The sequence below is a fragment of the Sphingomonas sp. DBB INV C78 genome (assembly GCF_042693015.1).
GTDB lineage: Bacteria > Pseudomonadota > Alphaproteobacteria > Sphingomonadales > Sphingomonadaceae > Sphingomonas_E.
In genome coordinates this window covers 1,054,420-1,067,815 of sequence record NZ_CP170544.1, presented here as the reverse complement: position 1 = coordinate 1,067,815, position 13,396 = coordinate 1,054,420, and the positions used below count along the sequence as shown (strand labels likewise).

Below are 13,396 nucleotides of genomic sequence, written 5' to 3'. Positions count from 1 at the left end.
GAGTGGACTTGGTCAGTCGACGAACATCAGCGCCGGCGTTTCCACCAGCCGCTTGATCGCCTGGACGAAGCTCGCTGCGTCCCAGCCATCGACGACGCGATGATCGCAGGAGATGGAGAAGTTCATCAGCTTGGCGACCGCGATCTCGCCATCGCGGATCACCGGGCGTTCGACCACCTTGTTGGGGCCGAGGATAGCCACTTCGGGCCGGTTGATGACCGGCGTCGTCGCGATACCGCCCAACGGCCCGAGTGAGGTGAGCGTCAGCGTCGAGCCCGAAAGCTCCTCCGATTTCGCCTTGCCGGTGCGGGCGGCCTCCGCCAGCCGGCGGATTTCAGTCGCAAGCTGCCAAATGTTGCGGCTTTCGGCATCGCGAATCACCGGCACCATCAGCCCCGCATCGGTTTGCGTCGCGATGCCGAGATGGACGGAGCCGTAGCGCGTCACCACGCCCGCTTCGTCATCATAGCGCGCGTTGATCATCGGAAATTCGGGCAGCGCCTTGCAGATCGCGACGATCAGCAGCGGCAGCATGGTGAGCTTCGGCCGGTCCCCGCGCGTCGCGTTCAGGTCGCCACGCAGATCCTCCAGCTTGGTGACGTCGAACTCCTCGACATAGGTGAAGTGCGGGATGTGGCGCTTGGACGCGGCCATATTCTCGGCGATGCGACGGCGCATACCGATGACCTTGATCGCCTCGTCCGCACGCTTGCCCGCGGCCGGGCGATAGGACTGGTTGTAGCTGAGGAAGGCATCGAGATCGGCATGGCGCACGCGATCGCCCTGCGCGGGCTTCACCTGCGCGAGGTCGACGCCGAGAGCCCTGGCGCGTTCGCGGACGGCGGGGGATGCGAGGACGCGACCTTCTCCCCTCCCTGAAAGGGAGGGGTCGGGGGTGGGTTGTGAGCGTAGCGAACTTTCTTCGGTCGCCGCGGGACCGTCGCTTGCAGCGACGGAACCCACCCCCAGCCCCTCCCTGTCAGGGAGGGGCACGGGCTCCGGCTTCACCACCTGCGCCGCCTCATTGGGCGCGACTTCGACCACCGGCTCCTCAGCCGCATCGTCGCCTTCCGTCGCAAAGACGGCCAGCGCCGATCCGATCGGGATCATGTCGCCAACGGCACCGGCGATCTCCAGAACCTTGCCGGCGACAGGCGCGGTCATCTCGACAGTTGCCTTGTCGGTCATCATGTCGGCAAGCGGCTGGTCCTCCTCGACCACATCGCCCACCGCCACATGCCAGGCGACGATCTCCGCCTCGGCAATGCCTTCGCCGATGTCCGGCAGCTTGAACGTGAAGCGTCCCATCATCCTCAATCCTGCATGACGCGCTTGAGCGCTTCGCCGAGCCGCACCGGCCCCGGAAAATAAGCCCATTCGAGCGAATGGGGATATGGAGTGTCCCAACCGGTGACGCGCTGGATCGGCGCTTCCAGATGATGGAAGCAATGTTCCTGCACGATCGCGGAAAGTTCCGCGCCGAAGCCCGACGTCTTGGTCGCCTCATGGACGATGATGCAGCGGCCGGTCTTCTTCACCGATGCCGCGATCGTCTCCATGTCGAGCGGAACCAGCGTGCGCAGGTCGATCAGCTCGGCGTCGATCCCTTGGTTCTCGATCACCGCGGCGGCGACATGGACCATCGTGCCATAAGCGAGCACCGTCACGTCCTCGCCCGGCCGGACGATCGCGGCCTTGCCCAGCGGCACCTTGTAATAGCCCTGCGGAACCGCGCTGGTCGGATGCTTGGACCAGGGCGTCACCGGGCGATCATAATGGCCGTCGAACGGGCCATTATAGATGCGCTTCGGCTCGAAGAAGATGACTGGATCATTGTCCTCGATCGCGGAGATCAGCAGGCCCTTGGCGTCATAGGGGTTGGACGGGATCACCGTCTTCAGCCCGGCGACATGGGTGAAGATACCCTCGGGCGATTGCGAGTGCGTCTGCCCGCCGAAGATGCCGCCGCCGAAGGGCGAACGCACCGTGATCGGCGCGGTATATTCGCCCGCGGAACGATAGCGCAGACGCGCCGCCTCCGAGACGATTTGGTCCAACGCCGGATAGATGTAATCGGCGAACTGGATCTCCGGCACCGGGCGGAGGCCATAGGTACACATGCCGACAGCGACGCCGATGATGCCGCATTCGGTGATCGGCGTATCGAACACGCGGGTCTTGCCGTGCTTGGCCTGCAGCCCTTCGGTCGCCTTGAAGACGCCGCCGAAATAGCCGACGTCCTCGCCCAGCACGACGATGTCCTGGTCGCGACCCATCATCACGTCCAGCGCGCTATTGATCGCCTGGATCATGTTCATGGTCTTGGTTTCGGTGGCGTCGCTCATATGCCGGCCGCCTTCCGCTCGGCGGTCATCTGCTCGAGCTGTTCCTTCAGGTGCCAGGGCATTTCCTCGAACACATCCTCGAACATGCTGTCGAAAGGCTGCTTGAGGCCGTCATGCAGGATGCCGAGCTTCTCGGCCTCCTTCTGCGCGGCCCGAACTTCCTCGGCGACTTCCTTGTCCATCGCGGCGTGGCGCTCCTCGTCCCAGGCGCCGATCGCGATCAGGTGCTGCTTCAACCGCGCGACGGGATCGCCCAGCGGCCATTTCACATTCTCTTCGGCCGACCGGTATTTGGTCGGGTCGTCGGAGGTGGAATGCCCCTCGGCGCGATAGGTGAAATGCTCGATCAGGGTCGGGCCATAATTGCTACGCGCCCGCTCCGCCGCCCATTCTGTCGCGGCATAGACCGCGAGGATATCGTTACCGTCGACGCGAAGGCCAGCGATGCCGTAGCCGATCGCGCGGGCCGCAAACGTCGTCGCTTCGGCCCCGGCAAAGCCCGAAAAGGACGAGATCGCCCACTGGTTGTTGATGACGTTCAGCAACACCGGCGCGCGATAGACGGAGGCGAAGGTGCAGGCCGAATGGAAGTCGCCCTCGGCCGTCGATCCTTCACCACACCAGGCGGCGGCGATGCGGGTGTCGCCCTTGGCCGCGCTTGCCATCGCAAAGCCCACCGCCTGCGGATATTGGGTGGCGAGATTGCCGGAGATCGAGAAGAAGCTGGCGCCCTTCGCCGAATACATGATCGGCATCTGCCGGCCCTTCAGCCGATCGCCCTTGTTCGAATAGACCTGGTTCATCATGTCGATGATCGGCCAATCCCGCGCGATCAGGATGCCCTGCTGGCGATAGCTGGGGAAAACCATATCATCACGGTCAAGGGCGTAAGCCGCGCCGATCGCGGTCGCCTCCTCGCCGGTGCATTTCATGTAGAAGCTGGTCTTGCCCTGGCGCTGGGCGCGATACATGCGGTCGTCAAAGGCCCGCGTCAGCGCCATATGGCGGAGCATCCGGATTAGCCGTTCGGGCGCGAGCTTCGGGTCCCACGGGCCGACGGCCCTGCCCTCCTCGTCCAGCACGCGGACCAGCGTATAGGCATGGCCCGCCATCGCCGTCGGGTCGGCATCGATCTCCGGCCGCGCGACCGATCCGGCCGCCGGAATATCGAAATCACCGAAATCAACTGCATCACCCGGCCGGTATTTCGGCTCGGGCACATGCAGGCTCAGGGGCCGCAAATTGGGCCGCCCGTTTTCGCTGCTCATCCTCGTCCCATCCTTCGTCCGGACTCGGCGCCAGGAAGCGCGCGCCGGCATGGTCCCCTTGCTTCGCCGCGCCGTCAACGCCGCGGACGAATATTATCAGGATGTGTAATATAATTTCTCGGACGCTGACAAGTCCCCAGAGCCGGACGGCCGCAAAAAGAAGCGTTATGGCGCCTCAGTCGCGCGTTGGAATATGGCAGACAGCCTCAAGCCCGCCGCCCGCGCGGTTGCGCAAGGCGAGCGTGCCGCCATGTTCCTGCACGATCGAACGCGCGATCGTCAGCCCCAACCCGATTCCCCCGGTTTCGCGGTTGCGCGAAGGATCTCCCCGCTCGAACGGCTGAAACAGGCGCTCGATCTGATCGTCGGGCAGACCGGGGCCATGGTCCGCGATCGTGACCACGGCATCGCGCCCGTCGCGCACCGCCGACAGCTCGACGCGACCGCCATAGGCCACGCCATTGTCGATCAGGTTCTGGAACAATCGGGCCAGCGCCAGCCTGTCGCCGCGGACGCGGAGTGGATCGATCTGTCCGACGGTCACGGGGCGGCCCATATCGACCTCTTCCCGTGCCAGCCCTGCGATCAGCGCGCCCAGATCGACATCCGTCGCCTCGTGGCTGCTGGTCGATCCGCGAACGAAGCCGATGGTCGCCGCGATCATCGCGCGCATCTGTTCGATATCCGCCTGCACCTTGTCGCGAACTTCATCCGGCGCGCCTTCGATACGGAAGGCGATGCGGGCCAGCGGTGTCCTGAGATCATGGGCGATCGCGCCGATCATGGCCGTCCGTTCGGCGACATAGGCGGCGATCCGCTCCTGCATCAGGTTGAGCGCATGGGCGGTCTGGCGCAGCTCGGCGGGCCCCTCTTCGGCGACCTGGGGTGCCAGCGGATCGCGTCCCATCCGTTCGGCGGCATCGGCGAAGCTGCGGATGGGGCGCGTCAACCGCCGCGCAAACCACCAAGCGAGGGGAACGAGTGCAAGTGCCGAAAGCGCGAACCACAGCAGCATCCGTTTCTGCCAGCCCGCGATGAGCGGGCGGGGCGGAGTCTTGACGACGCGCCAACCGTCCGCCGTCTCGATGCCGGCAATCACGGTATTGAAGAAGATCGGTTCACCGCGTCGCAGCGGAACGAGCCGGTGGTTATGCCGCCGTCGATCGTCGCCAAAGGCGGCACGTTGATCGGGTTCGAAATACAGGCGCACTTGTTCTACCGGCTGGCCGACGCGCTCTGCCAGCCGACGGGTGAAGGCCGGATCGCTGGTCATACCTTCGCCCGGCGCTGGCGCTTCTCTGGCCTGCCGCACAAGCAAAGCCCGCTCGCGTTGGCCGCGCTCACCACGGCCGCCCACCAGAGCATCGGCAACGTCGCCCAGGCGGTTGAAGTCCGGCCGTGGCGGGTCCATCACCGCGAACATCGCGATCGTCACAAGCTGCGACGCAGCAAGGCTGGCGAGGACCAGCAGCAATGTCTGCCAGAAGATCGGCAGTCCCCGCGGCACGCCGAGCTTCATTCGTCGCTGACCTTGAGCGTGAACATATAGCCTTCGTTGCGGATGGTGCGGATCGGGTCGTCCGGCCCCAATTTCTTGCGCAACCGGCTGATGGTGACGTCGATCGCGCGATCGAACACGTCGCTGTCGATGCCCTTGCCATGTTCGATAAGCTGGTCGCGGCTCAGCACCCGCTGTGGCCGATCGAGAAAGGCGTTGAGGGTGCGGAACTCCGCGTCTGTCAGCGGCGCGGATGAATGGCCACGCCGGCCGACGCTGCGTTCGACCAGATCGAGTGTCCAGTCGCCGAAGCGGCGCACCGGCCCCGTCGCGGCGCCCGATTGCTCGGCCCGGCGGCGCAGCACCGCGCGGACACGGGCCAGCAACTCGCGCGGATTGCAGGGCTTGGGCAGATAATCGTCCGCGCCGACCTCCAGCCCGATGATCCGGTCGGTATCCTCACCCATGGCCGAAAGCATGATGACGCCGGGGCCGCCGGGTTTGCGGAGACGCCGCAGGATCGAAAGTCCGTCCTCGCCCGGCATCATCAGATCCAGCACGACGAGATCGAAGCGCCGCTCGGCCATCAGCGCGTCCATATCCTGCCCGTTGGCGGCACTGGCGACATCCATGCCGTTCGCGCTCAGGAAGTCCGCGACGAGCGTGCGAAGCTCGGCATCGTCGTCGACGACGATGATGCGGGGCGCCGTTTCGGTCATCTTGGTTGCTCCTCCGGCGGCGGCACGACCATACAATTGACGGCCGCGGCCTGCCTCGGCGTCATCGGCAAATCTGCCAGCGTCGGCGTTCCGCCCTTGGCGATTTCCGTGAAACGCTCGCTGGCGGCCGCCCGAAACTCAGCGAGGGTCACTCCGCGATTGAAGTCCGTATCGGCGGCAACCACGGGTTGCGGAATATTGGTGAAGGACCAGCGGCCCGCACCGATCGGCTCGCCATAGGCCGGCGCATCCTTCAGCTTCTTGATCGCCTTCCGGTCCATCGTCTTACGCTCGTAAAGACGGATTTCCGGCGCGATATCGCGTTCATAGCGGATCACCTCGCCGGGGATGATCTCGCCATCCTTGTCCTCGTCCAGCACCGCGAAGAAGCGGTCGGCATCGGCCACCACCTCCGCCTGCGTCAGCCGCCCGTCATGATCCTTGTCCGCCTGGGCGAACCAGCGATCGACCGGATAGGGATCATCCGGCCCGGCGCGAAACGGCTCCCCCATGGGCGAGATGAAGAGTTGCGGTCCCTTGGGCGGACAAGGCGGCAGCTTAGGCTTCGCAACCGCCGGCATGACGATCACCATCAATGCGGCCGCTGCCGCCACGCCTGCCGTCCGCTTTTTCGTCATTCATGCCTCAACGCGTCGATCGGATTGAGCGATGCCGCCCGTCGCGCCGGGAAATAGCCGAAAATCACGCCGATCGCCGCCGAAAAGGCGAAGGCCAGCAGGTTGATCTGCGGATCGAAGAGGAAGGGCACCTGCAGTACGGGCGCAAGCACGAGCGTCGCCGCCAATGCCAGCAACAGACCGATCACCCCGCCCAGGCAGGCCAGCGCGACGGCTTCCACCAGGAACTGCATCAGCACCTCTCGCCCGACCGCACCGATAGCAAGGCGGATGCCGATCTCGCGTGTGCGCTCCGTAACGGACACCAGCATGATGTTCATGATGCCGATCCCACCGACGAGCAGGCTTACCGCGGCAACTGATCCAAGCAGCCCGGTCATGATCGAACTGGTGCTTTGCAGACTTTCGGAAATCTGCGCCGTATCGAAGATGTTGAAATCGTCCTGCTTGGCGCCGGTGATGTTGCGGCGTTCGCGCAAAAGCTGCGAAATCGAACTCTGCACTGCTGCCGAATCATAGGCATCGTCGACCGAAACCATGATGTTGCGGACGTCGCGGTTGCCGGTGAAGCGGCGCTGCACCGTCTTGATCGGCATGATCACGACATCGTCCTGGTCGTTGCCGAAACCGCCCTGCCCGCGCGTCGTCAGCGTGCCGATCACCTCGCACGACACATCCTTGATGCGGAAGCGCTGGCCGATCGCATCCTCGCCACGGAACAGGTTCTGCACCACCGTATTGCCGAGGATGCAGACAGCCTTGCCCGCCTGCTCCTCGGCCGGCGTGAAAATGCGGCCCTCGTTCAAATTCCATTGCTGGGCGGTGAAATAGTCGCTGGTCGTGCCGTTCACCGTGGTCGACCAGTTGGCCGCATTGCGGATGGCGACGCCGGAGGACTGGGCCTGCGGCGCAATGGCGCGGACGCCCGCGATCTGGGTGCGGATCGCCTCGACATCCTGTTCCTTGAAATCGGGCGGTTGCGGCCCACCGCCGCCACGGCCGAAGCCCTGGCCGGGACGGATCTGGAGGATGTTGGCGCCGAGGCTGGAGATGCTTTCCTGCACCGCCGCCGACGCACCATTGCCCAGCGTCACCATCGTCACCACCGACATGACGCCGATGACAATGCCGAGGATAGTGAGGAAGGATCGCAGCAGATGGCGGCGGATCTCGCGCACCGCCAGCGTGATCGAGGTGCCGAGCAGCCGCAGCGGCCCACGGGACCGCTGGCGAAGTTCGGTCGCAGCGCCTGTGATGTCAGATGTGTGCAGGTTCACGCCACCGCCCTTTCGTCGATCCGCTCGACCAGGCCGTCCTTGAAGTGGACGATGGTGCGGGCAAAGGCCGCCATGTCAGGCTCGTGCGTCACCATCAGCACCGTGATCCCGCTCGATCGGTTGAGATCGCTCAACAATTCCATGATCTCGATCGAGCGTTCGCTGTCGAGATTGCCGGTCGGCTCATCGGCCAGCAGCACATCCGGATGCGTGACGATGGCGCGGGCGATCGCCACGCGCTGCTGCTGCCCGCCTGAAAGCTCGGCCGGGGTATGATCCCACCAGTCCGCGAGGCCGACCTTGTCGAGCGCGGCCATGCCCAGCGCGTGCCGCTCCTTCTTGTCCTCACCGCGATAGAGCAAAGGCAGCTCGACATTTTCGAGCGCCGTCGTCCGCGCGAGCAGGTTGAAGCCCTGGAACACGAAGCCGAGATAGCGTCGCCGCAACAGTGCGCGCTGGTCGCGACCAAGCTGCTCGACATGATGGCCGCGGAACAGAAACTCGCCGCTCGTCGGCACATCCAGGCAGCCGAGGATGTTCATCGTCGTCGACTTGCCAGATCCCGATGCCCCCATCACTGCGACGAAATCGCCGGCATTGACCTCCATGTCGACGCCCTTCAGCGCTTGGAACGCAGTCGGGCCGTTGCCGAACGTCTTGGTGACGTTGCGGAGCTGGATCAGCGGTTCACTCGCCATTTGCGCCGCCTGCCGCTTCGCGGGCCGCCCGCCGTTCGGCCCGGCGCTGTTCGCGTTCTTCAGGGGACATGGATTCCCACTGCGCGCGGCGCTCCGCCCGCTCCTCGGCCGTCATCGATGCTTCGCGTTCAGCGCGGCGTGCGGCACGATCGCCGTCGGCGGCATTGGCGGGCGCAACCTGTGCCGCAGGTGCGGCAGGGGCCGCCCGCGGAACATTGCCGGTGCCGGCGGGAACTGCGGTCGCAGCCGCCGGGGCTGCCGCATTGGTCGGCTGCGCCTCATTGCCGCTGCGATCGCCGCCGCGGTCGCGCCCTTCGCCACGATTGCCCCGCTCCCCGCGCTTCTCGTTGGTCTGGCCGGCGGCGAGCTGGCCGGTGATGACCTCCATACCCTGCTTGACGTCGGCGCCCGTTACCTCGGTCTCGCTGCCATTGGTGTCGCCCACCGTCACGCGGATCGGCTTCGGCTTGCCGTCCTCGCCGACGATATAGACGGTCTGCTGGCTGCCACGGCCGATCGAAACCTCGCGATTGGCGCGGTTGCCACGCCGGGGCGGCGACGGCGCGAAGACGCTGCTCAGTCCACCGCGCTGGCCGCTGCCGCCCGATGCGCGATCGGGGGAGAAGCGGAGCGCGGCGTTGGGGACGAGCAATACGCCCTGCTTCTCGGTCGTCACGATATCGGCCGTCGCGGTCATGCCGGGACGCAGCAGTTCCTGGTCGTTGGATACGGTCAGCCGCGCAACATAAGCGACGACGCTGCTGGCGCTCGACGTGCTGGACGAACTCGACGACGACGAAGACGAGGTCGCGCCATTCGCGCCCAGATCGACGCGTTCGATCGTCGCCGGGAAGGTGCGCCCGGGGAAGGCATCGACCTGGAAGCGGGCACTCTGACCCTGCTTCACTTGGCCGACATCGGCCTCGTCCACCTTAACCTCCAGCCGCATCTGGCGGAGATCCTCAGCGATCTGGAACAGCACCGGCGCGTTGAGCGAGGCGGCGACCGTCTGGCCCGGCTCGATCTGGCGCGACAGCACCACGCCGTTGACCGGTGAAACGATCAAGGCCTTGGAATATTGCGTCTGATCGGACGAAAGTTGCGCGCGCGCCTGTGCGACCTGCGCCTCAGCGGTGCGGACGCCCGCGATCGCGCGAGCATTGGCCGCCCGTGCAGTGTCGAGCTCGGTGGCCGACGGCACCTTGCCGCCCGACAGGCGATAGACTTCCTGGAAGCGGGTGAGATTAGCACGACTTTCCTGCGCGGTCGCCTGCGCCTGCATCACGCTCGCCTGCGCCGACGCCAGCGATGCCTTGCTCTGGTTGACGGAATCCTGAAGCCGCGAGGTATCGAGGCGCGCGAGCACCTGGCCCTTGGTCACGCGATCATTATTGTCGACGAAGACCTCGGTGACGGTGCCTGACAATTCCGAGCCCACGTCGACCTGATTGGTGGGTTGCAGGTTGCCGGTAGCGGATACCGTGACGGTCAGGTTGCCCCGCCGCACCGTCTCCGTCGCATAGTTCACGGCGGTGCCGCCGCTGGTGAACAGCCGCCAGACGATCCACAGGACGATCAGCGCCGCGACGCCGATGGCGCCCCATTTCAGATATTTCGCCCGCTGCGACGGCGGCTCGATGCCGAGGAACTCGTCGATGTCATTGGGAGCGGCGGTGGTCGGCTGGTCCATCATGGCCTCATCGAAAGGGCGGTTGCGGGCATCGGCGCGGCTTCCCAGCCACCACCCAGCGCCTTGTAGAGTTGCACGGTCGCAGTCGCCCGATTGGCGCGCGCCTGCGCACGATTGTCCTGCGTGACGAGCAGGCTGCGTTGGGATTCGAGCAATGCCTGGAAGTCGATCAGCCCGGCGCGATACTGGCTTTGGGCAAGCGTGACGGCGTTCTGCGACGCTTCGGCCGCAGCGATCACCTCACGCTCGCGCCGCTCGGCGGAGGTGAGCGTCGTCAGCGCATTCTCCACTTCCTCGAGCGCGGTCAGCACGGTCTGGCGATAGGTGGCGAAAGCCGCATCGGTCGATGCGCGCTGCCCCTCGATCTGGGCGCGGATCTGCCCGCCGTTGAAGATCGGCGCGGTGATGCCGGCGACCAGATTGCCGACCATCGCATCGGGCAGCGCCGACAGGGACGTATCCGATCCGCTGAACGATCCGCTCAGCCGTAGCGCGGGATAGAGTTGCGCCGTCGCCACGCCGATCCGCGCCGTTTCCGCGGCCAGCGTGCGCTCGGCCGCGGCAATATCGGGGCGACGCTGGACGATCTCGGCCGGAATGGCCGCGCCGACAGCCTGCGGCGGCAGCGGCACAGGCTGCTTGGCCTGCATCAGTTCATTCACTGCGCCGGGCGCCTCGCCCAGCAGCACCGCGATGCGGTTGACCGCACTCGCATAGTTGGTCTCGATATTCGGGATCGTCGCGGCCGTATTGGCGCGAAGCTGCTTGGCCTGCTCCAGATCGAGCGAACTCACCAGCCCCGCCTGCACCCGCCATCCGACGATCTGCAGCGTCTCGTCCTGAGAAGCGAGGTTCTGGCGCGCGATGTCGAGCTGCTGCTGCGCGAGCCGCGCCGTCAGATAGTTGAGTCCCACTTCCGCCGCGACGCTCACCTGCGTGAAGTGCAGGTTCGCTTCGCTGCTTTCCATATTGGCGCGATCGGCCTCGATCGAGCGGCGGATGCCGCCGAAAATATCGGCTTCCCAGGATGCGTCGAAGCTGGCGCGGTAAATCTTGGTGTCGCCGCCGCGCGAAACGGCCTGGCCGGTCGTCGGATCGATGAAGACCGATCCTTCATTGCCGATGCTCTGCGAAACCGATCCGCTGGCGCTCACCTGCGGCAGCGCCGAACCCTGCGACTGGCGCAGCGACGCGCGCGCCTGCCGCAGCCGGGCGCCCGCCGCATCGATGTCGAGATTGGCGGCCAGCGAACGCTCGACAAGCTGGGTCAGTACCGGATCGTCGAAGCTCGTCCACCAGCGCGCCAGATCCACCTCCGCGCCCGGCCGATCGGCGACGAAGCGTTCGGGCACCTTGAGCGTGGCGGTCGACGGGGGACGATAATCGGGGCCGACGGTGCAGGCGGACAACAGCGCCAGCACCGTCACGGCCCCCATCGGCCGGCAATAGGATCGCATGGTCATGATCTTCCCACTGATCGCCCTTCTTTGCGGGCATGTTTCAGCATTGAAACCCAATGTCTGCCGATGGCGGGCCGAGCCGCCTTCCGATTGCGTCCGTTACTCATGTTCCTCGGTTGCTTCGTCCGCCAGCCCATGCGCCCAGGGTGCGCGAAGGAAACGCTTGGCAAGGAAATCGATCAGCGCGGTGACACGCGCGGGCCGCAACGATCCCGGTGGCGTCACCACATGCAGCGCGGCCAGCCGCCCCGACCAGCCCGGCAGCAACTCCACCAGCTTGCCCGATCTCAGTTCGTTCCAGATCAGAAATTCGGGCTGCTGGGCCATGCCGATACCTGCCAGGAGCGTCGGCATGATCACGTCGCCGTTATTCACCATCACGCGGCCATTCACCCGCACCGTCACGTCGCCTTCGAGCGGATGGCTGAACTGCCACAGGCTCGGATTGGCGAGGTGCGAATAGAGGATGCCGTGATGCTGTTCGAGGTCGCGGGGGTGCTGCGGCATTCCGTACCGCTTGATATAGGCCGGTGACGCGACCAGCGGCAGGCGGACAGCGCACAAACGCCGCGCCCGCAGTGAGGAATCGGCGAGCACGCCGATCCTGAGGGAAACGTCGATCCCCTGCGCCACCAGATCGATATGCTCGTCGCTCAGCCGTACATCGATCGAAACCTCAGGATATTTCTCCAGAAATTCGGGAAGAATCGATCCGAGATGCTTGATTCCGAACGACATCGGCGCGGCTAGCTTGATCAGCCCGCGGGGTGCCGCGGACCGCTCCGAAATCTCCTCCTCTATCGCCTCGCCCTCGGCCAGGATGCGCGCCGCGCGTCCCAGCGCACCCCGGCCGCTTTCGCTCAGCGACAGTCGCCGCGACGTGCGGTGGAACAATTGCGTACCCAGCCGCAACTCCAGCCGCTGCACCGCCTTGGACACGGTTGCCTTGGATAGATTGAGGTCGGTCGCCGCCGCGGAGAAGGAGCCGAGATCGGCCACCTTGGCGAAGATCGCCCAGGCCTCGAAGTCGGGCAGATAGGCCATGACGAATCCTCAATTCAAAATTCTGAAACGATGCGTTTCGATCATCGCGATTTTCGCAATGATGAAAAGCTCTATGTTCGGTCGGGACAGGGCCGCACCCCGCGACCCACACCAAATGTGATCCCAGGGAGGCTTTTATGGCTAAGGTACTGGTTCTCTATTATTCCACCTACGGCCACATGGAAGTGATGGCGAACGCGATTGCCGCCGGCGCGCGCGAAACCGGCGCCCATGTCGACGTCAAGCGCGTGCCGGAAACGGTCGCCGAAGAGCGCGCCCGCGCCAACCATTTCAAATATGATCAGGACGCCCCGATCGCGACGGTCGAGGATCTTGCCGAATATGATGCGATCATCATCGGCTCCCCCACCCGCTTCGGCCGCATGTCCTCCCAGATGGCAGCCTTCCTCGATCAGGCAGGCGGTCTGTGGGCATCCGGCAAGCTCAACGGCAAGGTCGGTGCGGCCTTCACGTCGACCGGCAGCCAGCATGGCGGCCAGGAAACCACGCTTTTCTCGATCATCACCAACCTGCTTCACTTCGGCCTGGTGGTCGTCGGCCTGCCCTACAGCTTCCAGGGCCAGATGAAGATCGACGAAGTGACCGGCGGCGCGCCCTATGGCGCCACCACGATCGCCGGTGGTGACGGTTCGCGCCAACCGAGCGAGAACGAGCTCGACGGCGCCCGCTTCCAGGGCCGTCATGTCGCGGAAGTCGCCAACAAGCTGTTCGGCTGAGAAGCCGGATCGCGGGCCTGCG

The 13,396-nt window shown here is 65.3% G+C and carries 12 protein-coding genes; 1 reads left to right on the top strand and 11 read right to left on the bottom strand.

Annotated features, from left to right (window positions below):
• Positions 1 to 12: 12 nt before the first annotated feature.
• The 11 genes from ACFB49_RS05200 to ACFB49_RS05150 form a co-directional block, all read right to left on the bottom strand.
• Positions 13 to 1,308: a dihydrolipoamide acetyltransferase family protein gene (locus ACFB49_RS05200; protein WP_380876835.1), complete on the bottom strand. Its 1,296-nt coding sequence runs from the start codon at positions 1,306 to 1,308 to the stop codon at positions 13 to 15.
• Between the two features lie 5 nt (positions 1,309 to 1,313).
• Positions 1,314 to 2,318 carry an alpha-ketoacid dehydrogenase subunit beta gene (locus tag ACFB49_RS05195; protein ID WP_380879842.1) on the bottom strand — a complete coding sequence of 335 codons (1,005 nt, stop codon included), beginning with the start codon at positions 2,316 to 2,318 and terminating at the stop codon, positions 1,314 to 1,316.
• 23 nt (positions 2,319 to 2,341) lie between these two features.
• Positions 2,342 to 3,613 (bottom strand): 3-methyl-2-oxobutanoate dehydrogenase (2-methylpropanoyl-transferring) subunit alpha, encoded by a 1,272-nt coding sequence (locus tag ACFB49_RS05190; protein WP_380876832.1) that lies wholly within the window; start codon positions 3,611 to 3,613, stop codon positions 2,342 to 2,344.
• A 175-nt stretch (positions 3,614 to 3,788) separates the two neighbouring features.
• Positions 3,789 to 5,132, bottom strand: a complete 1,344-nt coding sequence (locus ACFB49_RS05185) for an ATP-binding protein (RefSeq protein ID WP_380876831.1) — start codon at positions 5,130 to 5,132, stop codon at positions 3,789 to 3,791.
• Complete coding sequence (locus ACFB49_RS05180) at positions 5,129 to 5,830, bottom strand: response regulator (RefSeq protein WP_380876829.1); 702 nt, start codon at positions 5,828 to 5,830, stop codon at positions 5,129 to 5,131. The genes ACFB49_RS05185 and ACFB49_RS05180 overlap by 4 nt, the downstream gene beginning before the upstream one ends.
• Entirely contained in the window at positions 5,827 to 6,468 is a 642-nt protein-coding gene (locus ACFB49_RS05175; RefSeq protein ID WP_380876827.1) for a hypothetical protein, read from the bottom strand. Before ACFB49_RS05175 ends, ACFB49_RS05180 begins: the two co-directional genes overlap by 4 nt.
• On the bottom strand, positions 6,465 to 7,673 hold the full coding sequence (locus tag ACFB49_RS05170) for an ABC transporter permease (RefSeq protein ID WP_380879840.1): 1,209 nt from the start codon (positions 7,671 to 7,673) through the stop codon (positions 6,465 to 6,467). The genes ACFB49_RS05175 and ACFB49_RS05170 overlap by 4 nt, the downstream gene beginning before the upstream one ends.
• Before the next feature lie 68 nt (positions 7,674 to 7,741).
• The gene (locus tag ACFB49_RS05165) at positions 7,742 to 8,443 is read right to left on the bottom strand and encodes an ABC transporter ATP-binding protein (protein WP_380876825.1); all 702 of its coding nucleotides are present in this window, start codon (positions 8,441 to 8,443) and stop codon (positions 7,742 to 7,744) included.
• A complete protein-coding gene (locus tag ACFB49_RS05160; RefSeq protein WP_380876822.1) occupies positions 8,433 to 10,133 on the bottom strand; it encodes an efflux RND transporter periplasmic adaptor subunit in 1,701 nt (566 codons plus the stop codon). The genes ACFB49_RS05165 and ACFB49_RS05160 overlap by 11 nt, the downstream gene beginning before the upstream one ends.
• On the bottom strand, positions 10,133 to 11,596 hold the full coding sequence (locus ACFB49_RS05155) for an efflux transporter outer membrane subunit (RefSeq protein WP_380876819.1): 1,464 nt from the start codon (positions 11,594 to 11,596) through the stop codon (positions 10,133 to 10,135). Before ACFB49_RS05155 ends, ACFB49_RS05160 begins: the two co-directional genes overlap by 1 nt.
• Positions 11,597 to 11,692: 96 nt before the next feature.
• Positions 11,693 to 12,637: a LysR family transcriptional regulator gene (locus ACFB49_RS05150; protein ID WP_380876816.1), complete on the bottom strand. Its 945-nt coding sequence runs from the start codon at positions 12,635 to 12,637 to the stop codon at positions 11,693 to 11,695.
• 137 nt (positions 12,638 to 12,774) lie between these two features.
• Between ACFB49_RS05150 and wrbA the strand changes: the two genes are divergently transcribed.
• Positions 12,775 to 13,374 (top strand): NAD(P)H:quinone oxidoreductase, encoded by a 600-nt coding sequence (gene wrbA, locus ACFB49_RS05145; protein WP_380876814.1) that lies wholly within the window; start codon positions 12,775 to 12,777, stop codon positions 13,372 to 13,374.
• Positions 13,375 to 13,396 lie beyond the last annotated feature (22 nt).

Excerpts from the sequence above, each read along its gene's own strand:
- ACFB49_RS05200 (WP_380876835.1), bottom strand. The coding sequence starts at position 1,308 with ATGGGACGCTTCACGTTCAAGCTGCCGGACATCGGCGAAGGCATTGCC.
- ACFB49_RS05195 (WP_380879842.1), bottom strand. The coding sequence starts at position 2,318 with ATGAACATGATCCAGGCGATCAATAGCGCGCTGGACGTGATGATGGGT.
- ACFB49_RS05190 (WP_380876832.1), bottom strand. The coding sequence starts at position 3,613 with ATGAGCAGCGAAAACGGGCGGCCCAATTTGCGGCCCCTGAGCCTGCAT.
- ACFB49_RS05185 (WP_380876831.1), bottom strand. The coding sequence starts at position 5,132 with ATGAAGCTCGGCGTGCCGCGGGGACTGCCGATCTTCTGGCAGACATTG.
- ACFB49_RS05180 (WP_380876829.1), bottom strand. The coding sequence starts at position 5,830 with ATGACCGAAACGGCGCCCCGCATCATCGTCGTCGACGACGATGCCGAG.
- ACFB49_RS05175 (WP_380876827.1), bottom strand. The coding sequence starts at position 6,468 with ATGACGAAAAAGCGGACGGCAGGCGTGGCGGCAGCGGCCGCATTGATG.
- ACFB49_RS05165 (WP_380876825.1), bottom strand. The coding sequence starts at position 8,443 with ATGGCGAGTGAACCGCTGATCCAGCTCCGCAACGTCACCAAGACGTTC.
- ACFB49_RS05160 (WP_380876822.1), bottom strand. The coding sequence starts at position 10,133 with ATGGACCAGCCGACCACCGCCGCTCCCAATGACATCGACGAGTTCCTC.
- ACFB49_RS05155 (WP_380876819.1), bottom strand. The coding sequence starts at position 11,596 with ATGACCATGCGATCCTATTGCCGGCCGATGGGGGCCGTGACGGTGCTG.
- ACFB49_RS05150 (WP_380876816.1), bottom strand. The coding sequence starts at position 12,637 with ATGGCCTATCTGCCCGACTTCGAGGCCTGGGCGATCTTCGCCAAGGTG.
- wrbA (WP_380876814.1), top strand. The coding sequence starts at position 12,775 with ATGGCTAAGGTACTGGTTCTCTATTATTCCACCTACGGCCACATGGAA.